Origin of the sequence: Rahnella aceris, assembly GCF_011684115.1 — a bacterium.
GTDB lineage: Bacteria > Pseudomonadota > Gammaproteobacteria > Enterobacterales > Enterobacteriaceae > Rahnella > Rahnella aceris.
Window position 1 is genome coordinate 471,310 of record NZ_JAADJV010000003.1, and the last position, 20,789, is coordinate 492,098.

Below are 20,789 nucleotides of genomic sequence, written 5' to 3' on the forward strand. Positions count from 1 at the left end.
TCAGAGTGTATACGAAGATGGGGGTTGTCTGCTAAACCCCCTCCCCGCCTCCCCGCCTCCCCCTTCGCAGGGGGAGGAGCAGGTCAAATACCAAGTTCTCCTTTCACGTCTGCCCCCTCCCGCACAAACACCGGTATCCCGTCCAGTGGCGCGGAAGCCACTATAACCTCTCCTCCCTGATACCGTTCCCCATTCAGCCCCACCCAAATCTCCCCCGCCGGTAACCACACTTCCCGCTCGCGCTGACCGGCATACAACACCGGCGCGACCAGAATGTCTGCGCCAAGCATGTACTGATCTTCCACCTGCCAGCTTTCAGCCTGACCCGGATACTGATAGAACATAGTGCGCATCGCCGGATCGCCATTTTCATGCGCTTCCTGCATCACGCGGCTGATGTAAGGGCGCAGTTTTTCGCGCAGGAATAACCCGCTTTTCATCAGCTGGTAATTCTCTTCGCCGTAACTCCAGACTTCATTGGGTGCGCCGCTGTTGCATTGCGCAATGCCGTCACGCCACGGTTCTGACGGCTGGATTTGCGGTTCGCGGTAGCCATGTAAACGCATCACCGGACAGAATACGCCCCACTGGAACCAGCGGATCAGCAACTCATGAAACGCCGGATCATTCACATTCCCCCCCTGGAAACCGCCGATATCCGTCGTCCACCAGGGAATGCCCGCCAGCCCCATATTCAGACCGGCGGCAATCTGATTACGCAGCGCGTGGAAGGAAGAATGGATGTCGCCCGACCACGCCAGCACGCCGTAACGCTGGCTGCCTGCCCAGGCGCAACGCACCAGATTCACGATCTCGTGCTCACCTTCCTGCTGTAAACCGTCGTAAAAACCTTGCGCGAATTTTTGCGGATAGATGTTGCCCACTTCCAGCACCGGCCCGAGGTGATAACGATAGTTATCAAAATCATAAGCGCGGTATTCCGGCTCGGCTTCATCCAGCCAGAAGGTGCGGATGCCCAGATCGTAATAGTTCTGCTTCACCTTATCCCAGACAAACTGACGCGCGCCGGGATGTGTGGCATCAAAGAAGGTACAGTTGCCGAGAAAATCCAGATTCACCGACACACCGCGATCGGTATTGACCAGATAACCTTTGGATTTCATTTCCTTATAATTGTCGGTGCGGCTGTCTACCGTCGGCCAGACCGACACCATAGTTTCGATGCCCAGCGATTTAAGCTCCGCGACCATGGCTTTCGGATCCGGCCAGTCCACGGGGTCAAAACACCAGGTGCCCTGATTCGGCCAGTGGAAGAAGTCGATGACAATCACCGAAACCGGCAAATTGCGCCGCCTGTATTCACGCGCCACCTCCAGCACTTCCTGCTGCGTACGGTAGCGCAGTTTGCACTGCCAGAAACCGGTCGCGTATTCCGGCATTTGCGGCGCAGTGCCGGTCGCGCGGCCATACTGATGCAGGATGTCAGCGGGCGTGTCTCCGGCGGTGATCCAGTAATCCATCTGCTCCGTGACCTGCGCTTCCCAGCGGGTAATGTTTTTGCCGAATGTCGCTTCGCCAATCGCCGGATTGTTCCACAACATGCCGTAACCCAGGCTTGAAAGCATAAACGGCACGCTGGCCTGCGAGTTACGCTGCGCCAGTTCCAGCGTGCAGCCTTTCAGATCCAGACAGCTCTGCTGGTACTGCCCCATGCCATAAATTTTCTCGTCCGGACGCGATTCAAAACGCACGGTTAATTGATGCTTGCCACCGGGAATGGCTTTAAATTCGCGGGCATCCATCTTCAGTGCACTGATGTATTTATCCTGACTCTTTTCCGTTGCGCCAATGCCCACAGTCGAACGCTGACGCCAGTACTCTTCGAGGATCAGTTCACCACGCAGGTTATAAAACGCCAGTTGCCCTTTGATATTCACCGTCGCGGTGATGTTACCGTTGCGCAGCGTCAGGGTTTCTGTGCTATGACTGATGTCTGCTTGTGGCTGAGTGTCCGCGGGCAGCAGCGCCCACAACGAATCATTGAGTTCAGGACGGCAGGTGGCGCGCACGCGCAGGCTGTTCTCGCCCCAGGGTTCAATCACCAGCGTTTGCTGATCAAAATGCCAGAGGATACGGTTCTTTTCGGCGATTAATTCGCTCATGCGGACTCCTGTGTATGCAAGGTGGCCTGAGGTTCAGGCTCATGTTCCCGGGAAATTTTTGACTGATTGATTTGTTTCATGGTGGCGTCATTAAGCTTGTACCAGCGCATCGACAGCGCGCTGAACATTGACAGCACGCCCGGCACCAGCGAGAACAGCGCGATAATCGACAGCATCGCGACAGTATTCTGCTGTGCGGCATGCGGCACGTAACCGCTCATGCCCAGTGTCCAGCCGACCACCGCCCCGCTCACCGCCATCCCCATTTTGAGGATCGCCAGCAAGGTGGAAAACACGGTGCCATCCATGCGTTTGCCCTGTTTGTATTCGCCGTAATCCACCACATCAGACATCATCACCCACATCAGCGTGGTGGTGACCTGATAGAAGGTGGAGACCAGCAAGGTCATGCCCACCAGCAGGGAAATCCACGCCGGAACGAAGAAAATCGCCGCGCTCAGCGCACCGGTCAGAATGGCGCACAGTGTGAAGGCCGCGAGTTTGCTGCGGTTGCGGGTCAGCGGTTTAACCAGCAGACTGCCGAGACTTTTGCCGACAATGTGTGCCGCCAGCAGCCACATAAAGTAGCTGGCATTGCCGAGATAATAAGTGACGTAATACATCATTGCGCCGAGACGCACCACGCCGAAGGAGATGTTGAAGAAGATCAGCGCTGCCACCACCCGCCACTGATCGTTACGCACTAAGTCACGTAAATCGGAGAGAAAATTCTCATGTGTCGGCGGCGCGCTGATACGTTCTTTCGTATTGAGAAAACACAGCAGGAACATCACCACGGCAATCGACGCCATGATCGCCATCGCGCCAAAATAGCCGTCGAGTTTATTGCCACCGCCCATCATTTCCGCCAGCGGCATCATCAGGAATGTGGACATCGCGCCGCCGAGCGTAGCGAGGAAGAACCGATAGGATTGCAGGGAAATACGCTGGGTATTATCCGGCGTAATGATCGCGCCCATCGAGCAATAGGGAATGTTAATGGCGGTGTACATCAGCATCATCACGCAATAAGTGACGCTGGCGTACACCATTTTACCGCCCAGCGTCAGAGATTCCGGCACCGCGTAAACCAGTAAACAGCTTGCCCCGAAAGGTAACGCCAGCCAGAGAATATAAGGCCGGAATTTACCAAACCGGGTTTGTGTCCGGTCAGCGATCAGCCCCATCGCCGGATCCACAATCGCATCAGCGACGCGTGCAACAAGAAACATTGTCCCGACAAAGACTGCCGGTAATCCCACAACATCGGTGTAATAAAACGTCAAAAATATAATCACATTATCCAGACCAATATGGCTCGCCATATCCCCCAGACCGTAACTCACTTTTTCTTTTACGGATAACTTCGCAGTCATTTTTCGTCCTGCCTTTTGTAGGTTAAACACAAAAAAGTCAGTCCGTCCGTGGCCCGAGGACTTGTTATAGAATGGTTAAAAGCGAGTCACAATTACGAGATGTTATAAATTTCTTATGATTTTTGATTTGTGTGATACCGGTAACATGAGGAGGGGAAAGGATCTTGCAGTCCTTTGACCTGGCCTTTGAGTCAGGACCGTGGGTTGCCACCCACACAGGCTTCAAGGTCAAGGTCGTGGGCTAGCCGCCCACACTGGCCCAAAAGGTTTTAAACGAAACCCTTTGGAATCCTGCGTTTTTTAAACTGCGCGCTACCGCTGGACGCTATGTTTCAGGTACCGCAGTGACAGGCTGGAAATCTTGCCGCTGCGCGGTGCCTTCTCTCGGTCCCGGAGCCTTTGGTCTCCGGGCCGCTCCGTTCAGCAAGATTTCTGAATCGCCTTTAGCTTTTTTAAAACCACAAGCAGTAAGGTTGCGCAGTAGAATCCGGAGGCCGGTTCCAAAATCACGCCGGACGAGAGGTGGAAAACCGCGTGTCTTTATACGCGGGTTGTAACCCGATGGGAGGGCACCGCGCAGCGGCGGGATTTTGCGGCTATCACATGGCTTTCTGAAACATAGTGTCCAGCGGTAGCGCGCAGTGAAAGAGCCCGGGATTCTCAAGGGGTGCGGCGATAGGCGCCCCTTGAGGCCAGTGTGGGTGGCAACCCACGGTTTTGACTTTAAAGGGTATTGAGCGCAATGCGCGCATCAGTAAATCCTTCCACATTATCGAAATACAGCGCGGGGCGCCTTCGCCGATACGGCCGGTGGCGTTCGCGCTTCAGAGATTGCTAAGATAGAGGCAGACCAATAAGAAATTCGGGAAGTGATGATGAGCACAGAATTGAGACAGGAAGCCTTTCACTTAATGCGCAAGGTTTTCCAGCAACACACCGCGAGATGGCAGCAGTGCATCCCGGAACTGACCAAACCGCAATATGCGGTGTTGCGCTCTGTCGCTGAAAATCCCGGCATTGAGCAGGTGCTGCTCACGGATGTCGCCGTCAGCAGCAAAGCGACACTGGCGGAAATGCTGGCGCGCCTTGAAACGCGCGGGTTGCTGGTCCGTGAAGCCGATCCGGCAGATAAACGCCGGCGTTTTATTACGCTGACGGCGGAGGGGAAAACGGTTCTCGCGAAAACCCAGCCCGTCGGTCAGCAGGTAGATACTGAATTTCTGGCAAGACTTTCTCCAGACGATCAACAGCATTTAGTCCGCCTGCTGAAGTCTATGACAGAGGATTCAGTATAACTTTGCCGTAAAGCCTTGCGGCTTGATGAGGTGAAGGCCCACTTCGTTCCATAATTCCAGTCATTAATCTGTATTCAGCGCCTTGCCCCAGGTGAACGCTCACTGATAATAAACCTCTGAAAATCAACTTATTACGATATTCGCTAATTGTTTTCGGCGATTGATGGGCATAACTTATACCCTCAATTTCAAAAGGGACTTATCAAAATGGCAATACCCGCTTACCTATGGCTTAAAGATGACGGCGGCGCTGACATCAAAGGATCTGTCGATGTGAATGGGCGTGAGGGGAGTATCGAGGTTCAAGGATTTGGGCACGGCTTGTTTTTACCTACTGACAACAACACAGGCAAGATCACCGGTACTCGTGTACATTCCGCGCTGACTTTTGAAAAAGAATTCGATAGCTCTTCGCCCTACCTTTACAAGGCCGTCGCAAAAGGCCAAACCTTAAAATCTGCGGAGATAAGGTGGTACAGGATCAACGATGCTGGTCAGGAAGCTGAATATTTCAATATGCTGATGGAAAATGTAAAGGTCGTTTCTGTTTGCCCGCTAATGCATGATTGCAAAAACCCTGCCACTGATAAACATAACCATCTTGAGTCAATTTCACTGCGTTACGAGCGGATCACGTGGAAACATTGCGATGGGAATATCATTTTTTCAGATGCGTGGAATGACAGATGATCAAGTGCATGTTTCGGTTAAACGGAGCGGGTATATCAACGCTAAGTTGCCCGGGAATTGGTTTTTTCCCTGCATACTCAGGCAATCCCGCACAGCGCAACGATCCTGAACAGACAGCGGTCAAAAACATAGGACCACTACCACCAGGCAGGTACTACATCGTATCCCGCCCTGTGGGGGGTTTAATGTACAAGCAGCGTGATTGGCTTAAGTCAATTGTCAGCGGTTCAGATCATGCAGCGTGGTTTGCATTATTTCGCGATGATAGCTTGATTGATGACACGACTTTCATTGAGGATGTCGAACGTGGAAATTTCAGATTACATCCGGCTGGATATCAGGGGACAAGTAACGGCTGCATAACATTTACCAGTAAGTCACACTTCGATATCCTTCGAGAAGCATTACTCAAGACACCAACCACGATGGTTAGCCCAACAATGAAAGCGTTTGGCACAGTGCAGGTGTACTAATGAAACCATACCAATATATTCTGATCTGGATGGCTGGCTCGGCGTCTTTTGTCGTAATACTCGTCACCATTTTCGCCTTAATACCCGAAAATATCGCGTACTCACTTTTGACAGAAAAAACAGGTTTTATAAAAGAAGAATCATGGGCAAATATCTTTATGACCTTTATCCATCTGACTTCATTCCTGTTGAACATTTCACTGATCTGGCTTGTCGCCTTTTTACTGAGAAAGAAAGAGTAATCAAAGCCCGGCGGCAAGCCGGGCTGGTATTCAATACAGTGATGCATGGAAGAACCGCTTATGGTGAATAACCAGGATGTATAGATTGGTATAACTCAGGATGGAATAAGACGGCTAAATGCCGGGTTTTTTACATGCACGGAATATCATCAAACTCATCCGTAGTGGCATCGTTGAAGCTATGCGTAACAACACCGAAAATTATTGTCGTCCCTCGAAACCACCGCCATCGATCAGGATGTCTGACTCAGGCCGCATCAGGGGATGGATGTCAACGGGGAGTGAACGGTTGGAAGGAGGTTATACAGGGTCTATGATGGAGGACTAACGGGAGTTTTTATGATTGAAGAAGTCGTATTACTTGATGGTAAAAATCAACCGGCGGGCACCATGGACAAAGCGCTGGTGCATACCGGCCAGACACCCTTGCATCTTGCATTTTCCTGCTATATTCACAACGATCGCGGCGAAATCCTGCTGACACGACGCGCCCTGAGCAAAGTGGCCTGGCCCGGCGTCTGGACCAATTCTGTCTGCGGACACCCGCTGCCGGGTGAATCCCTGCGGGCGGCAGTTTGCCGTCGCTGTCAGTACGAACTGGGTTTATCCGTGGAGCAAATCACGTCGCTGGTTGACGAATTTCAGTATCGTGCCACCGATGCATCCGGGATTGTCGAAAACGAGTTTTGCCCGATATTTGCCGCTTTCACCCGCCAGCTCCCCGTACCGCGTGCTTCTGAAGTCATGGATTATCAGTGGGTTAAGCCGGAAGATTTGCTGAACAGCGTTCGGGCAACACCCTGGGCATTCAGCCCGTGGATGGTGTTACAACTGGGCCAGATCACGCAGGAAAACCTCAGTCTGCTGGGGTGATCTGAGGCGCACAAAGCGGACATGCTGCCAGTCAGGATCGTTAAACAAAGCCTGATACTGGCGACGATTTTTCGCGTAAGTTTTCAGCGTCCACAGAATAATTGAATCCCGGCTGAAGAAGCTTTTACGAAACGATTCGCGATTCCCCGTTCCTGCCCAGATTTCCTTTTGTGCCCATGCCCGCGTGGCGGCGCGTTTCACCGCCTGATATAACGTGCGCCCGAACGAATAATCCACCCACACGATCATATCGATTTCGCGCCATTTTACGGCCTGAGTACGTTTGTAATTTCCGTCAATCACCCAGCCGTCACTGGCCGCCAGTTTTTCTGTCAGACGGGCAAAAAATTCTTCATCCGGTGTGCCCTGCCAGTCCGGCTTCCAGAACAGCGCATCCAGTTCAATATAAGGAATATTCAGTTTCTGAGAAATGTTGCGCGCAAGCGTTGATTTCCCGCTTCCGCTGGTACCAATAACATTGATTTTCACCACATGATCCTTATCCGCTGCCGGATGTTGCATCTGGCCTGAAAAAAGGGCGCATATTATGCCGCAACATATTTCACTTGTACAAGCACATGAATTAACGCCCGCAACCATTACGCACAGAACTTAGTTGTCGTGTGAATGTATTGCCGCTGCGAATGGATGAACTATTTGTGCTTTTTTTCGATTGCTAGCAACAAAATCTAAAATATCTTGCAGCCATACCTGTACAGATTGGCAATCTTTGTATAACTTTCTGTTACCCCTGCTTCATCATTAGTCCGTCTTTTACGGGCGTATTCAGCCTGACCTTTGGAAGAAAAATTGGATTTCCCTTCTTCCAAAGGTTTTTTTCATGGCTGGGGTTTTCGTGATGCACAACACAACGATCAGATGAGTCAGGGCCGGAAATTGTGAAGAAAAACTTCACAATACTCTCTTTTCTGACTGGCAATAGGCACTTTTCACGTGAGACGAATCCGCTGAAAAGTTTAAGGAGGTCTACATGCAAATCGAAGCAGAACAAACAGTTACAGAAATCAGTGATTATTTAAATGTGCGGGAAACGCCGACATTAAGCGAAGTGGAGATCCTCGGGACTGTTGTTTCAGGACTTCTCTCCAGCCACTATCCGGTGAGTAATAAGGCCATAATTGAAGGTCTGGTGCGCCATCTGGAACAGGAGACCAACATCAGTAATCAGCAAGGTTGCCGTAACTTACTGGAACTGGTGTTACTTTCCACGCAGGACGATGTGATTTAAAAAATATTACCGGCCTGTTAAAGATGATGTTAACAGGCCGGAGCGCAATAACTGTTTTGTTAAAGCGATTTCAGTGTCGCGGCGATCACATCTTTAGCCGGCGTGGTCGGACGACCAATCAGTTTGCTCAATGTATGAGAATCATCAAACAAGCCCCCTTTCTCTGCACCTGCATCAGAATCTGCCAGCATATTCGCCAGACCTTCCGGTAAACCGGCACCAAGCAGCGCTTTGGCAAATTCCGCCTCCGGCAGGTTGATATAATCAACTTTTTTACCGGACTGACGGGCAATTTCGGCAGTGAATTCCGCCAGCGTGTAGGCTTCATCCCCGGCCAGTTCGTAGATTTTACCGGCCTGATTTTCCTGCGTCAGTACTGCCGCCGCGGCCTCAGCATAATCCTGGCGCGCAGCGGAAGAGATTTTTCCTTCACCGACTGAACCAATAAACGCGTTATGCGACAGCGCCGGGGCGATACTCGCCGCATAGTTTTCGGTGTACCAGCCGTTACGCAACAGCACGAATGGAATGGCGGATTCGCTTAATGCTTTTTCGGTCGCACGGTGTTCAACACCCAGTCCCAGCGGACTTTCGTCTGCATGAAGCAGGCTGGTGTATGCCAGCAGTTTCACGCCTGCACGTTTTGCTGCGTCGATGACCGCGTTATGTTGTGCTTCGCGCTGACCGACTTCACTGGAAGAAATCAGCAGCAGTTTTTCGACGCCTTTAAACGCAGAATCCAGTGTGGCGGGCTGGCTGTAATCGGCCTGACGCACGTCAATACCCAGATCTGCCAGATCCTGAGCTTTTTGCGGATTACGCACCGCGGCAATAATCTGATCAGCAGGCACTTTTTTCAGAAGTGCAGCAATAACGAGGCGGCCTAACTGGCCGGTAGCACCGGTAATTGCGATCATAATGGTTTCTCCAAAAAGTATTCGACAGATGATTTATGCTTTCAAGGCGCTAAAAATGTCGCCGTCAACACATCCTATGCGATACACTAACTTTTCGTAAGTACGTACCCTAAGGTTAGTATGAAAATAATTTCCTCTGAGCAACCCGCTGAACGTTTGCCACTGTCAGAACAAATCCGCCGGGGCGAAGTCCTGAATCCCAACTGCCCGTCGCGCGAAATCCTGCGTCACATCACCAGCCGCTGGGGATTACTGATCCTGATCGCGCTCAGCGATAACACATTGCGCTTTAGCGAACTGCGCCGCAAAGTCGGCGGTGTCAGCGAAAAAATGCTGGCGCAGACTTTACAGTCCCTCGAAGAAGACGGTTTCATCGACCGCCGTTCTTATCCGGTGGTGCCGCCGCATGTGGAATATTCTCTGACCCCCCTCGGCATCGAAGTAAAAGATCAGGTTGCCGGACTTGCAGACTGGCTGGAGTCGAATCTGCATCGCGTTATGAAACAGCGTAGCCTGCGTATCGTAGGTGCAGAGTAATTAACAAAAAAACTTAACAAGTCCCCAAAAATTCTCACCTATCATTGACTCTATCCACCGACTAACATCATTTCATTGATTCGATAAAACCTTTTATTTTAATCAGCTGAGGTGATGTATGTCCCCGTCCCAGACCCACAAGCAACATGTCACGCTCGTCATTACCCATAAGATTGCGCCAGCCAGCGAAGCGCAATATGAAGCCTGGCTGAATAAAATTATGCCACAGGCCAGTACCTTCCCGGGGCATCTTGGCGTCAACGTCATCCGCCCGAGCCGCAGCGGCGATGCTTATACCATTCTGGTGCGTTTCGACACGCTGGAAAATCTTAATGCATGGCACAACTCGGATCTGCGTAAACAACTGGTGGCGGAAGTCAGCCCGCTGTTGTTGCAAAACGACAGCACCGAGGTGCGTCCCGGTGCCGAATTCTGGTTCACCCCGCCAAGTGCGAATGTCCGCCCGCCCGCCCGCTGGAAACAGTATCTGCTGACATTGGGGGTAATTTATCCATCGACTCATATTGTGCCCTGGTTTTGGGGGCAGTTTTTGCCACAGCTTAAAGGCACCGAAGGCGGTCATTTACTCAATGACGCCACGGTCGTAGGGCTGGTGGTTTTCCTCTGGATGCCAATCGTTACACGAGTGTTCCATTCATGGCTGACGCGCGCTTCCGCGCAATAACAGGAGATTTTCCAATGAATTCAATAAATAATGTTGCTTCACTGATCCTGCTTAACGGCAAATTCCACACCGTTGACAGAGAAAAACCGCTGGCAAATGCTGTCGCAATCAAAGACGGTAAATTCCTGGCTGTCGGTACCGAAAATGAAGTGATGCAGTTTGCTGATGCGCAGACGCAGGTGGTGGATTTGCACGGACACACCGCCATTCCGGGCCTGAACGACTCGCACCTGCATCTGATCCGTGGCGGTCTGAATTACAACCTGGAATTGCGCTGGGAAGGCGTGCCTTCACTGGCCGATGCCCTGCGGATGCTGAAAGAACAGGCGCTGCGGACACCAAGCCCGCAGTGGGTGCGCGTGGTAGGAGGCTGGACTGAATTTCAGTTTGCCGAACGCCGCATGCCGACGCTGGATGAAATTAATCAGGCCGCACCCGATACGCCAGTGTTTATCCTGCATTTATATGACCGCGCATTGCTCAACCGCGCCGCGCTCAAAGTGGTCGGCTACACCAAAGACACCCCCAATCCGCCAGGCGGTGAAATTCAGCGTGACAGCAATGGTAATCCGACCGGTATGCTGATCGCCAAGCCAAACGCGATGATCTTATATTCAACGCTGGCGAAAGGACCGAAACTGCCGCTGGAACAGCAGGTGAACTCTACCCGCCAGTTTATGCGTGAACTGAACCGTCTCGGCCTCACCAGCGCGATTGATGCAGGCGGCGGCTTCCAGAATTACCCTGAGGATTATCAGATCATCGATGAGCTTCATCAGAAAAATCAACTGACGGTACGTATTGCTTACAACCTGTTTACCCAGCGTCCGCAACATGAACTGGAAGATTTCGAGCTGTGGACCGACATGCTCAAACCCGGCCAGGGCACTGATTTCTACCGTCATAACGGTGCAGGCGAAATGCTGGTATTTTCAGCCGCAGACTTTGAAGATTTCCTGCAACCGCGTCCGGATTTACCGCCGGGAACGGAGGTCGAACTTGAACGCGTGGTGCGTCATCTGGTGGAGCACCGCTGGCCGTTCCGCCTGCATGCCACGTATGACGAGTCGATCAGCCGGATGCTGGATGTCTTTGAGAAAGTGAACAGCGATATCCCGTTCAACGGGCTGCACTGGTTCTTTGACCATGCGGAAACCATCACCGAACGCAACATTGAGCGCGTCAAAGCGCTGGGCGGCGGCATTGCGGTACAGCACCGTATGGCATTCCAGGGAGAATACTTCGCTGAACGCTACGGTATCGAGGCCACCAAACATACGCCACCGGTGGCGAAAATGTTGTCCGCAGGCGTGCCGGTCGGGTTGGGCACCGACGCGACCCGTGTTGCCAGCTATAACCCATGGACGGCACTGTACTGGCTGGTTTCCGGTCGCACCGTCGGCGGCATGGCGATGTATGACGACGCCGCCCGTATTGACCGCGAAACCGCGCTGATGCTGTGGACGCAGGGCAGTTCCTGGTTCTCCAGCGAACAGGGCAAGAAAGGTCAGATCAAAGTCGGGCAACTTGCCGATCTGGCCGTTCTTTCCGAAGATTTCTTCAGCGTGCAGGAAGAACGTATCAAGGGCATCGAATCGGTGATGACCGTGGTCGATGGCAAAGTGGTTTACGCCGCAGGCAGTTTCTCGCCGCTCGCGCCGCCAGCCATCCCGGTGCTGCCGGACTGGTCGCCGGTCACCACAGTGCCTGGGCATTACCGCTCTGCGCCGCCACAAGGTGCAGCGCGCGTCGGGCTGGTTCGTCAGGGGCATCAGTGCGTCGGCCCGTGTGGCGTGCATAAACACAGCCATGATATTGCCCGTGGTTCTGATGTCCCGGTGTCCGATGACAACGCTTTCTGGGGTGCGTTAGGATGTTCGTGCTTCTCGTTCTGACCCGTTGAGAACGACATGAAAATGGCCTGCATTGCAGGCCATTTTTTTCTGTCACCGTATCTTTTGCACACGCTCCGGCATACCCTGTTATGAGCATTAGCTCATTAACAGGAACTGAATGATGCGTGACCTTCCCCCTACAGCCACACTTCGCGCCTTTGAAGTCGCCACCCGCCACACGACGTTTACCTCAGCCGCAGAGGAGTTGTTTATTACACAAAGTGCGGTCAGCCATCAGTTGAAAAAACTGGAAGATAGCTGGGGCCTGCAGCTTTTTCAGCGTGGTAAAACACTGAGCCTGACGCCTGCCGGTGCAGCGCTTGCCCCTCTGGTACGGGAATTCTTTAGTAAGCTTGAAACGACACTTGCCGATCTGCGTGAACAAAAAGGACGGGTGCGGCTGCGTGTCAGCACCACCTATTCTTTCGCGTTAAAGTGGCTGTTACCGCGCCTGCCGGAATTAGCACGTTTGCATCCGGAAATTCTGGTCTCGCTGGAAAGTACCGATAAAGCTATTAACTTCGCCAGCGCAGATTCCGATGTAGCGATCCGTTTCGGACACGGTAATTATGCGGCGCTGCATACAGAGTTTATGTTTCGCGAACAATTATTTCCCGTTGCCAGCCCCGCATTCTTAGCCGGTTTTGGTATACCCGCTGAACCTGCTGAACTGCTGCGTTTTCCGCTGCTGACGCGTGACGGGGCTGATCTGGTACCGAAATGGGATGCCTGGTTTAAGCAGGTCGGCGTAAATACTGATGTACTGCACGAAAGCGTGCGCTTCGCCGACACAAATATGACGATCGAAGCCGCGTTACTGGGTCAGGGCATTGCGTTAGCGCGCAGCGGTCACGTTGAAAAAGAAATCCATGATGGCAGTCTGGTCAGGCTCTTTGACGTCGTTTTCCCCTCTCCGGCCGCCTATTACTTTGTCTGTCCGGAAGGCATCGAGACACAGCCGCACATCCTGAAATTCCGTAACTGGCTGCTGGCCGAATCACAGCAGGCGCAGCGCAGTTACCGTTGAAGTATGAGTTATTGCTCATACCACGATGACAACACTTCACTGTTAATCCGGGCACAGGCTGTTTAGCATCAGTACATGCCCGCTCATATTATTTTTCTGACCTTATTCGCCGCCCTGCTGCACGCCAGCTGGAACGCCTTATTACGCAGCGGAACTGACCGGTTGTGGTCGATGACCATCATGTGCGTGACGATTGCCGTTACCTGCGGGGTTATCGCGCTGTTTCTGCCACTTCCTGACTTCGCGAGCGCGAAGTATGCAGTGTTATCGGGCCTGCTGCATGTCGGTTACAACCTGTGTTTAATACGCAGTTATCAAAGCGGTGATCTCGGGCAAACCTACCCGATTGCGCGCGGTTCTTCGCCGCTAATGGTGACCTGTGGCGCAGCTCTGTTCGCCGGGGAAAAGATCGCCTTCAACACCCTTGTCGGCATCGCGCTAATTTCTGGCGGTATTCTGATGCTTGCCATGAGAAGCCGTAAACTGGCGATACCGGGCCTGAAATATCCCCTGGCCACCGGCGCTTTTATCGCGGCATACAGCGTAGTGGATGGTATTGGCGTGCGTGTCTCCGGCAATTCGTTTTCCTATACCGTGTGGATGAGCATGTTATGGGGAGTACTGATGCCAGCGCTTTATATCGCCCTGCGCGACACGAAAAGTTTACTGCGCTGGCGGCCCGGTTTACTCAGTGCGGCGGCAGGGGGTGTGGTGTCGCTGCTGGCCTACGGCATGATCATTTATGCCATGGTGGCCGCCCCCATGGGCGCCGTCTCCGCGCTGCGCGAAACCAGTGTGCTGTTTGCCGCCGTTCTGGGTTATCTGTTTCTTGGTGAAACACTGACACTGAGAAAAATGCTGGCGTGTGCGGTAATTGCTACCGGCACACTGTTGATAGGTTAATCAAATCAGGAGAACTCGAGATGTCTGACCGCCCTGCTATTGCTCTGATAGGTCCCGGTGCGATTGGTACGACCATCGCTGCAGCACTGCATGAAGTTAACCGCACGCCGCTGCTTTGCGGGCGCACTGCGCATCCGCAATTAATTCTGCGTCATGATGACGGCGAGGTGGTGGTGCCAGGCCCGGTATTAATCAATCCGTCGAAGGTCCACTCTCCGTGTGATCTGGTTTTTGTTGCGGTGAAAACCACACAGGTGGCTGACAGCGCCGGCTGGCTTACCGCATTGTGCGATAAAAATACCGTTGTCTGTGCACTGCAAAACGGCGTCGAACAGAAAACCTCGCTGGAACCCTACGTCAACGGAGCAACAGTACTGCCTTCCGTTGTTTGGTTTCCAGCACAACGTGAGCCGGATGCCTCTGTCCGGCTGCGCGCAAAACCGCGTCTTACGCTGCCGGATGTGCCGCAGGCAAAACGGATCGCTGATGCGCTCAGCGGCACACGTTGTACGGTTGAATTATCATCCGATTTCCTCACGATCGCATGGCGCAAATTGCTGCAAAATGCGGTCGCGGGTCTGATGGTTCTCTCTAACCGCCGTGCCGGAATGTTCTCACGCGGGGATATCACGCAACTGGCACTGGCTTATCTGCGTGAGTGTCTGACTGTCGCGCGTGCGGAAGGTGCGGTACTCAGCGATAACGTTCCGCAAGAGATCGTTGACGGTTTTCATCGTGCGCCCGCGGACCTGGGCACTTCTATTCTCGCCGACCGCCAGGCTAACCGCCCGCTGGAATGGGATATACGCAACGGTGTCATACAGCGTTACGGTCTCGCGCGGGGTATTCCTACGCCCGTTAGCGACATTCTGGTACCGCTGCTGGCGGCAGGAAGTGAGGGGCCGGGCTGACGCCAATAAAAAGCCCGCCGCAGGCGTCATGCCAGCGGCGGGCTTTACGTATTACAGCTTATAAATCCTTAAACGATCCCAGCCGGAATCCGCGTTCAGTTATCGCAGTTTTGAGCGAGGCCGACGTCAGTACATCCAGCTCCGCCAGGCGCGGATAGCAATATTTGCTCGCCAGAAGGGTGTTATCGATAAACGCCGGATGGGTCATGATTTCCACCGAGCGGTCACCGCGCTGCGTGGCGTTGTCCAGCGTTTGCACAAACAGGGCTTCTGAAACCGTCTCTCCGTAGAAACTGCTGTCGAAACCGTCGGTACTCTTCGCGCCACACAGCGCAATGTTGCCCCGGCGGATCTCGTCACGATCGATGCGTACAGGAATGCCCTGATCTTTCGCGAACGCTTCCACGATCGGGAAAATCTGCGGGAACATATGCACATGATGATGACTGTCGAGATGTGTCGGCAAACGGCCAAACAGAGACACAAAACGCCCGAACTGGCATTGCAGTTCCTGCGCGATTTCATCAAGCGGTAACGTGCCCTGCTCTGCCATTTCCCAAATCCATTTTCCCAGTTCACCGTCGCGGGCCAGCCCCGGCATGGATGACAAGGGACGTCCGAGCGTCAGCACGAAATGCATGCCGACGGCAAGATCAGGATTTTCTTTGCTGAGCACCGCGGCATGTTCTGCAGCGGCCATATTCACCATCGCCGTCGTCGACCGCACCACACCGTGGTTGAATGCGTCGATGATCCCGTAGTTTTGCGCTTTACAAAGCCCGAAATCATCGGCGTTCACTATCAGTAATTTATCCATAAATGTCCCGGTTGAACGCCTCCCCTTTTCAGGGAAGGCCGTGGGTTTATTTCAGCGCAGCAATGGTGTTAGCAAAATTTGGCAGTAGTTTTTCATGTGCCAGCAACATTTCGCGCGCCAGTATCTCAGCATCTTTATCGGAATGGATCAGCGGGCTGAGGTTCATCGCCAGCAGAACATCATTGAATTCACCGCTCAGTGCGGCATTGCTGGCGGCAATCTCAAAGCCTTTGATGGTGTATATCAGGCCAAGCACTTTTTCGTCGAAATGCGTGATACGCGGGTGTGGTTTTGCGCCGTCACGCCCGATGGTGCACGTCATTTCCACCGCCCAGTCAGACGGGATGTTATCAATATGGCCGTTATGCGGGAAATTGACGTACTGCTCGGTTTGTTTGTCGTTGTAAATTGCGCTGATCACTTCGCAGGCGGCATCGGAATAATAGGCCCCGCCGCGCAATTCCAGTTCTTTCGGTTTGACGTTCAGATCAGGGTTTTTGTACAGATCGAACAGCTGCTTTTCAACCTTCTGTACCACCGTAGCGCGCGCACCGCCTTTGTAGAATTCCCCCATCTCAATCGCCAGCATCTCTTTCTGCTTAAAGTAATACAGCAGATAAGAACACGGCAGCAAATTCAGGGAGCGGATCAGGCTTTCGCTGAACGGTAAATCAAAGATGTTTTTCACCGAACCGGCGGTCAGTGTGCCGGACGCGACGCCGTCGAGCAGTTCGGCGAAACGTGATTCGCCGTTGACCAGAACATCTTTAATGAACACCATGTGGTTCAGGCCAAACAGGTCGATGGATAAATCGTCCTGCGGGGTCAGTTGCAGCACATCCTGAATGAACATTTTCATGCCAACCGGGATGTTACACACGCCGATGAATTTCTTGAATCTGGTGTGCCGGAATACCGCTTCCGTTACCATTCCGGCCGGGTTGGTGAAGTTAATCACCCAGGCGTCCGGGCAGATCTCTTCGACAGCTTTAATGATGTCAAAAATCACCGGAATGGTACGCAAGCCTTTGAACAGGCCACCAGCGCCGTTGGTTTCCTGCCCGAGATAACCGTGGCTGAGCGGAATACGTTCGTCCAGTTCGCGTGCTTTGAGCTGGCCAACACGCAGTTGCGTGGTGACAAAATCGGCATCCACCAAGGCTTCGCGGCGATCCAGCGTTTTATGCATTACAATCGGCACACCTGCACGTTCCACCATACGCTGGCAAAGATTGAAAATAATATCCTGTTTCTCTTTTCCGGCTTCCACATCGACCAGCCATAACTCGGTAATAGGCAATTCATCGTAGCGTTTAATAAAGCCTTCCAGTAATTCCGGGGTATAACTACTTCCGCCACCAATTGTGACGACTTTCAGTTTTTTACGCATAGGAACTCCCGTGCAATAATAATGCACTGCAAATTTAAACAGAGAAATAAATGATTCGGTTTAATTAATACTGCATAACTTCTTTCGGTAATGATTGGGGGTAAAAGAAGTTAGCTTTTTAAAGTTTTTAATAAACATACTCGGGCTGCTGTAACCGGATTCAAACGCGATGTCCGTGACCGAATAATTGGTGATCTCCAGCTGTTTTTTGGCAAAATCAATACGGATTTCATTAATAATCTGCATCGGTGTTTTGCCATAATGTCGCTGCGTGGCACGGCTGAGATATTCCTGTGATTTGCCGGAAAGGGCCACCATATTCGTTAATGCTTTGTCACTAAACTGTGCTTTGTCGTGCATCTTTTCGATGGTATTTTTAAGCCAGCCTGGCGCATCTGTCGTGATTTCTGATTCTCTGTGATGGCGTAAACGGTTCACAATATAAAACGTCACCATTTCCAGAAACTCATTAAATTCCCCGTTCCTGAAATTAAGAGAAGCGATCACAGATTCTATATAAGCCAGAAATTCAGTCTTGATCTGATAAACCTGTGACGCCACAAAACGGGATGGCAGTAAAGATAAATAGTGTTGCTCGAAGAACGCTTTGCTGATCCCGACATTTAATATCCGCGTCGCACCGAATTCATAGAAACTTTGGTGATGGGATCCCAGAGGGATAAAGACAAAATCGCCGCGTTCTAACAACACCCGTTTACCATTGACGTTCTGGTAATACCGGCCGGTCAGCACCACTGTAAATTCGTAGTAATCATGTTCATGCAGCCCGGAAATGCTTTCTACTTTGTTGTAGATGAACATGTGGAAATTCTGACCGTCGAAGAGTTGATTTTCGCGCGCTGTCTTGATTTCCATGCTCAGTACCGGTGGCTGCATTATGGCTCCCTACGTTATTTTATTTTTTCATGAAGCTCAATGAGTTCCGCAATCAGTTCGCGGGCCAGCATTGACGTCATCAGGTGATCTTGTGCATGCACCAGCACCAGGCTGACTTTGGTTTTTCCTTCGCCCTGATCGCCTTCAATCAGTTGAGTCTGCACCAGATGCGCTTCATTCAGCGCCATTTTTGACTGCGCCATCACCGAACGCGCCTGCTCAAAATCACCTTCTTTGGCTTTTTTGAGCGCCGCGTAAGCCAGGCTGCGTGCTTGTCCGGAGTTGATGATCAACCCCATCACCACTTCTTCGAGATCCTGCATTTCGCTTTCAGTTTCAACAATGCTGTCTAAATCCATCATCTCTGTCTCTCCATGATTGGCCGGATAACGGCGGGAAGATGGCCTCTGCCCGCCCTCCGTTCAGATTAAAATTTCAGTGAAGCGGCAATGTCTTCTTCGCTTTCTTCTTCTTCAATAATCGCCTGCGCCTTGTTAGACAAGATCACGAATGGCATGTACACCAGCGTGGCAATACCGAGATTGAACAATGCGACGAGCAGTGCCGCGATGCTGCCGTTACTGTTAAAGAAAGCGCCAAGCCCGGTCGGCATGGTCCACGGCGCCAGGTTAGTGACCGGAGGAATGATACCCATGCTGTACGCGGCGATCGTGATGGCGGCCAGAATCGGCTGAACCAGCACGAAGGGGATAAACATCACCGGGTTCATGATAATCGGCAGACCAAACAGGATGGGCTCGTTAATCTGGAAGATACCTGACGGCAGTGCCAGCTTGGCCACCTGACGATGATCGGCACGGCGTGAGGCGATAAAGATGGCGATGATAAGCCCGAGGGTTGCACCGGAACCGCCCAGCATGATGTAGGAATCCAGCATCGGTTTGGCCCAGAAGTGGAAGGTTTTCCCTGCATCAATCGCGGCACTCACGGAACCGTATTCGGTGTACAGCGCGATATTTTCAAGCGCCCACGGGGTCATGATGCCGTTGTCGAGCGCGGTCAGCGCCAGAGATCCGTGTACACCAAAGAACCACAGCAGTGAGTTGAAAATCACGTACGCCCAGCCAACCACGCTGCCCATTGCCGCCAGAGGTTTGGAAATTGAATCCATAATAATCTGGTGGAAGTTGTGGCCATATAATCCGAGTAACCAGGAAATAACCCCGAAGATAAACAGAATAATAAAGCCCGGAATTAACGCGGAGAAGGATCGGGAAACCGAAGACGGCACACTCGCCGGCAAGGTAATGACCCAGTTGCGGCGAATCACAAAGGTGAACATTTCTGCGACAACCAGACCTATTACCATACCGGAAATAATATTCGCGCCACCTAACCAGTTTGCGCCCACCGCATAAGCTTCACCGACGCTGTATGGCGTCACGGTCATAAAGGCTGCAACGGCTAATAAACCGGCGGAGAGGGAATCAACTTTACGTTCTTCCGCTAATGCCATGCCAATAAAGAATGGCGCCATCAGCGACATAATACCGAGCGTACCGTTATAAACATTAATACCGATGGTTTTCAGACCGGCCAGCGTATCGATAGTTGACGGGTCTAAGCGCACGCCTAAAGAATAAAAGAAAGAACCGGCACCAAAGTTCAGGAATACGTTATTAATTAAAACGAACATGGCACCCGCGAGGGTCAGCGGCATGAGTTTTATGAAGCCATTTTTAATGGCATTAATATGCGGTTGTTTACCTATTTTAACGGCAAAAGGAAGAAGTATCTTTTCAAGTGAATCAATGGCTTTGCTCATTGGTATTTTCCTTTAATGCCGCCATCTGGCGGCCAGGGGAAGAAATTCGCTCTTTGACTGGAGTTCTCTTTGACTTAAAAATTTCAATATAAAGACGTTCAATTTTAAAATAAGGAAAAACGTAAGATCACTGCGCTGCTGCTTTTTTGATCGCAGCAACGGCTGCTTTCAGAACACCTAACCCGTCAATTTTGCCGTACAGGCCAGAATCGATCACTTCAACTGGTTTACCCGGCAAGACTTTTTTAATTTCATCCAGCATATAGGCAATTTGCGGCCCAAGCAGAACGACATCGGCTGCCGCACCTTTCTCTGCAGCCAGTGTTTCAGGAAATGCTTCGATAATGACCGGGACCTCATACTTCTCAGCCTGAACCTTCATTTTAGAAACCAGTAACGAGGTTGACATTCCGGCGGAGCAAAACAAATAAATGACTTTCTTTTCCATGATAAAACCCTCATATCCCGATAAATTGCAGCTCAGGCAACGGTTTTTCCTTCACCTGCGAGAATGTATTCAGAGCAAATAAATTGAAGATAACGAATCGTCTCTGCCTGAAAGCAGTATACGGCATCACTTCAGGGCGCGATAATTCGGAACTTATAGAAATTGTCTCTCCTTGACCATCCCTTATGACTCCCTTCACGTTTTGGGTAAATAACTCGCGAGGATAAATAAGATAAAGACGCACGGCCACGCAAC

22 protein-coding genes and 1 pseudogene are annotated in these 20,789 nt (G+C 51.8%); 12 read left to right on the forward strand and 11 right to left on the reverse strand.

All coding sequences use genetic code 11. The features are described 5' to 3' along the window. Positions 1-83: 83 nt before the first annotated feature. The 3 genes and pseudogenes from GW591_RS17690 to GW591_RS24155 all read right to left on the reverse strand — a co-directional run. Complete coding sequence (locus tag GW591_RS17690) at positions 84-2,123, reverse strand: glycoside hydrolase family 31 protein (RefSeq protein WP_166861154.1); 2,040 nt, start codon at positions 2,121-2,123, stop codon at positions 84-86. Beyond that, a complete protein-coding gene (locus tag GW591_RS17695; protein WP_014416564.1) occupies positions 2,120-3,499 on the reverse strand; it encodes a glycoside-pentoside-hexuronide (GPH):cation symporter in 1,380 nt (459 codons plus the stop codon). Before GW591_RS17695 ends, GW591_RS17690 begins: the two co-directional genes overlap by 4 nt. 726 nt (positions 3,500-4,225) lie before the next feature. Continuing rightward, positions 4,226-4,323, reverse strand: a pseudogene (locus GW591_RS24155) (hypothetical protein); the annotation flags it as partial. Positions 4,324-4,374: 51 nt separating this feature from the next. Between GW591_RS24155 and GW591_RS17700 the strand changes: the two are divergent. The 5 genes from GW591_RS17700 to idi all read left to right on the forward strand — a co-directional run bounded on the left by GW591_RS17700 (position 4,375) and on the right by idi (position 7,072). Next, positions 4,375-4,794: a MarR family winged helix-turn-helix transcriptional regulator gene (locus tag GW591_RS17700; RefSeq protein ID WP_013577895.1), complete on the forward strand. Its 420-nt coding sequence runs from the start codon at positions 4,375-4,377 to the stop codon at positions 4,792-4,794. Between the two features lie 207 nt (positions 4,795-5,001). Further along, a complete protein-coding gene (locus GW591_RS17705) occupies positions 5,002-5,484 on the forward strand; it encodes an Hcp family type VI secretion system effector (RefSeq protein WP_013577896.1) in 483 nt (160 codons plus the stop codon). Beyond that, complete coding sequence (locus tag GW591_RS17710; RefSeq protein ID WP_014416566.1) at positions 5,481-5,957, forward strand: DUF2778 domain-containing protein; 477 nt, start codon at positions 5,481-5,483, stop codon at positions 5,955-5,957. Before GW591_RS17705 ends, GW591_RS17710 begins: the two co-directional genes overlap by 4 nt. Positions 5,958-6,099: 142 nt before the next feature. Continuing rightward, a complete protein-coding gene (locus GW591_RS17715) occupies positions 6,100-6,270 on the forward strand; it encodes a hypothetical protein (RefSeq protein WP_153376364.1) in 171 nt (56 codons plus the stop codon). Positions 6,271-6,538: 268 nt separating this feature from the next. Further along, entirely contained in the window at positions 6,539-7,072 is a 534-nt protein-coding gene (gene idi, locus GW591_RS17720; protein WP_013577899.1) for an isopentenyl-diphosphate Delta-isomerase, read from the forward strand. Here the strand turns inward: idi and GW591_RS17725 are convergent. After that, positions 7,025-7,561: a P-loop NTPase family protein gene (locus GW591_RS17725; RefSeq protein ID WP_041673448.1), complete on the reverse strand. Its 537-nt coding sequence runs from the start codon at positions 7,559-7,561 to the stop codon at positions 7,025-7,027. The two genes, idi and GW591_RS17725, sit on opposite strands and share 48 nt — an antisense overlap. A gap of 502 nt (positions 7,562-8,063) precedes the next feature. Between GW591_RS17725 and GW591_RS17730 the strand changes: the two genes are divergently transcribed. Next, on the forward strand, positions 8,064-8,321 hold the full coding sequence (locus GW591_RS17730; protein WP_013577901.1) for a biofilm/acid-resistance regulator YmgB/AriR: 258 nt from the start codon (positions 8,064-8,066) through the stop codon (positions 8,319-8,321). A gap of 59 nt (positions 8,322-8,380) precedes the next feature. Here the strand turns inward: GW591_RS17730 and GW591_RS17735 are convergent, their stop codons facing one another. Further along, positions 8,381-9,238, reverse strand: a complete 858-nt coding sequence (locus GW591_RS17735; RefSeq protein ID WP_166861156.1) for an SDR family oxidoreductase — start codon at positions 9,236-9,238, stop codon at positions 8,381-8,383. Between the two features lie 120 nt (positions 9,239-9,358). On the opposite strand from GW591_RS17735, the gene GW591_RS17740 reads away from it, so the two are divergent. The 6 genes from GW591_RS17740 (at position 9,359) to GW591_RS17765 (ending at position 15,196) form a co-directional block, all read left to right on the forward strand. Then, on the forward strand, positions 9,359-9,775 hold the full coding sequence (locus GW591_RS17740; protein WP_013577903.1) for a winged helix-turn-helix transcriptional regulator: 417 nt from the start codon (positions 9,359-9,361) through the stop codon (positions 9,773-9,775). A gap of 118 nt (positions 9,776-9,893) precedes the next feature. Next, complete coding sequence (locus tag GW591_RS17745; protein ID WP_037033130.1) at positions 9,894-10,460, forward strand: antibiotic biosynthesis monooxygenase; 567 nt, start codon at positions 9,894-9,896, stop codon at positions 10,458-10,460. Positions 10,461-10,474: 14 nt separating this feature from the next. Beyond that, positions 10,475-12,355 (forward strand): amidohydrolase, encoded by a 1,881-nt coding sequence (locus tag GW591_RS17750; protein ID WP_013577905.1) that lies wholly within the window; start codon positions 10,475-10,477, stop codon positions 12,353-12,355. 121 nt (positions 12,356-12,476) lie between these two features. Next, positions 12,477-13,382 (forward strand): transcriptional regulator GcvA, encoded by a 906-nt coding sequence (gene gcvA / locus GW591_RS17755; protein WP_112151509.1) that lies wholly within the window; start codon positions 12,477-12,479, stop codon positions 13,380-13,382. 75 nt (positions 13,383-13,457) lie between these two features. Continuing rightward, a complete protein-coding gene (locus GW591_RS17760; protein WP_153376360.1) occupies positions 13,458-14,285 on the forward strand; it encodes a DMT family transporter in 828 nt (275 codons plus the stop codon). Between the two features lie 20 nt (positions 14,286-14,305). Beyond that, positions 14,306-15,196 carry an oxidoreductase gene (locus GW591_RS17765; RefSeq protein ID WP_014416573.1) on the forward strand — a complete coding sequence of 297 codons (891 nt, stop codon included), beginning with the start codon at positions 14,306-14,308 and terminating at the stop codon, positions 15,194-15,196. A 58-nt stretch (positions 15,197-15,254) separates the two neighbouring features. On the opposite strand, the gene chbG is transcribed toward GW591_RS17765, so the two are convergent. From chbG to GW591_RS17795, 6 genes are all read right to left on the reverse strand, one after another. Further along, on the reverse strand, positions 15,255-16,013 hold the full coding sequence (chbG, locus tag GW591_RS17770) for a chitin disaccharide deacetylase (RefSeq protein ID WP_014416574.1): 759 nt from the start codon (positions 16,011-16,013) through the stop codon (positions 15,255-15,257). 46 nt (positions 16,014-16,059) lie between these two features. Continuing rightward, positions 16,060-17,403, reverse strand: coding sequence for a 6-phospho-beta-glucosidase (locus GW591_RS17775; RefSeq protein ID WP_166861160.1), 1,344 nt, complete (start codon positions 17,401-17,403; stop codon positions 16,060-16,062). Between the two features lie 60 nt (positions 17,404-17,463). Continuing rightward, a complete protein-coding gene (gene chbR, locus GW591_RS17780) occupies positions 17,464-18,300 on the reverse strand; it encodes a transcriptional regulator ChbR (RefSeq protein ID WP_013577911.1) in 837 nt (278 codons plus the stop codon). Positions 18,301-18,314: 14 nt separating this feature from the next. Continuing rightward, positions 18,315-18,662, reverse strand: a complete 348-nt coding sequence (gene chbA, locus GW591_RS17785; RefSeq protein WP_013577912.1) for a PTS N,N'-diacetylchitobiose transporter subunit IIA — start codon at positions 18,660-18,662, stop codon at positions 18,315-18,317. 65 nt (positions 18,663-18,727) lie between these two features. Continuing rightward, the gene (gene chbC / locus GW591_RS17790; protein ID WP_013577913.1) at positions 18,728-20,086 is read right to left on the reverse strand and encodes a PTS N,N'-diacetylchitobiose transporter subunit IIC; all 1,359 of its coding nucleotides are present in this window, start codon (positions 20,084-20,086) and stop codon (positions 18,728-18,730) included. A 127-nt stretch (positions 20,087-20,213) separates the two neighbouring features. After that, complete coding sequence (locus GW591_RS17795) at positions 20,214-20,534, reverse strand: PTS sugar transporter subunit IIB (protein ID WP_013577914.1); 321 nt, start codon at positions 20,532-20,534, stop codon at positions 20,214-20,216. Positions 20,535-20,789: the final 255 nt, after the last annotated feature.

What these genes read in the sequence shown, in the direction of transcription:
- gcvA (WP_112151509.1), top strand. Translation starts at nt 12,477, where the DNA reads ATGCGTGACCTTCCCCCTACAGCCACACTTCGCGCCTTTGAAGTCGCC.
- GW591_RS17760 (WP_153376360.1), top strand. Translation starts at nt 13,458, where the DNA reads ATGCCCGCTCATATTATTTTTCTGACCTTATTCGCCGCCCTGCTGCAC.
- GW591_RS17695 (WP_014416564.1), bottom strand. Translation starts at nt 3,499, where the DNA reads ATGACTGCGAAGTTATCCGTAAAAGAAAAAGTGAGTTACGGTCTGGGG.
- chbC (WP_013577913.1), bottom strand. Translation starts at nt 20,086, where the DNA reads ATGAGCAAAGCCATTGATTCACTTGAAAAGATACTTCTTCCTTTTGCC.
- GW591_RS17690 (WP_166861154.1), bottom strand. Translation starts at nt 2,123, where the DNA reads ATGAGCGAATTAATCGCCGAAAAGAACCGTATCCTCTGGCATTTTGAT.
- GW591_RS17745 (WP_037033130.1), top strand. Translation starts at nt 9,894, where the DNA reads ATGTCCCCGTCCCAGACCCACAAGCAACATGTCACGCTCGTCATTACC.
- GW591_RS17735 (WP_166861156.1), bottom strand. Translation starts at nt 9,238, where the DNA reads ATGATCGCAATTACCGGTGCTACCGGCCAGTTAGGCCGCCTCGTTATT.
- idi (WP_013577899.1), top strand. Translation starts at nt 6,539, where the DNA reads ATGATTGAAGAAGTCGTATTACTTGATGGTAAAAATCAACCGGCGGGC.
- GW591_RS17700 (WP_013577895.1), top strand. Translation starts at nt 4,375, where the DNA reads ATGAGCACAGAATTGAGACAGGAAGCCTTTCACTTAATGCGCAAGGTT.
- GW591_RS17775 (WP_166861160.1), bottom strand. Translation starts at nt 17,403, where the DNA reads ATGCGTAAAAAACTGAAAGTCGTCACAATTGGTGGCGGAAGTAGTTAT.
- chbA (WP_013577912.1), bottom strand. Translation starts at nt 18,662, where the DNA reads ATGATGGATTTAGACAGCATTGTTGAAACTGAAAGCGAAATGCAGGAT.
- GW591_RS17765 (WP_014416573.1), top strand. Translation starts at nt 14,306, where the DNA reads ATGTCTGACCGCCCTGCTATTGCTCTGATAGGTCCCGGTGCGATTGGT.
- GW591_RS17715 (WP_153376364.1), top strand. Translation starts at nt 6,100, where the DNA reads ATGGGCAAATATCTTTATGACCTTTATCCATCTGACTTCATTCCTGTT.
- GW591_RS17750 (WP_013577905.1), top strand. Translation starts at nt 10,475, where the DNA reads ATGAATTCAATAAATAATGTTGCTTCACTGATCCTGCTTAACGGCAAA.
- GW591_RS17730 (WP_013577901.1), top strand. Translation starts at nt 8,064, where the DNA reads ATGCAAATCGAAGCAGAACAAACAGTTACAGAAATCAGTGATTATTTA.
- chbG (WP_014416574.1), bottom strand. Translation starts at nt 16,013, where the DNA reads ATGGATAAATTACTGATAGTGAACGCCGATGATTTCGGGCTTTGTAAA.
- GW591_RS17740 (WP_013577903.1), top strand. Translation starts at nt 9,359, where the DNA reads ATGAAAATAATTTCCTCTGAGCAACCCGCTGAACGTTTGCCACTGTCA.
- GW591_RS17710 (WP_014416566.1), top strand. Translation starts at nt 5,481, where the DNA reads ATGATCAAGTGCATGTTTCGGTTAAACGGAGCGGGTATATCAACGCTA.
- GW591_RS17795 (WP_013577914.1), bottom strand. Translation starts at nt 20,534, where the DNA reads ATGGAAAAGAAAGTCATTTATTTGTTTTGCTCCGCCGGAATGTCAACC.
- GW591_RS17705 (WP_013577896.1), top strand. Translation starts at nt 5,002, where the DNA reads ATGGCAATACCCGCTTACCTATGGCTTAAAGATGACGGCGGCGCTGAC.
- chbR (WP_013577911.1), bottom strand. Translation starts at nt 18,300, where the DNA reads ATGCAGCCACCGGTACTGAGCATGGAAATCAAGACAGCGCGCGAAAAT.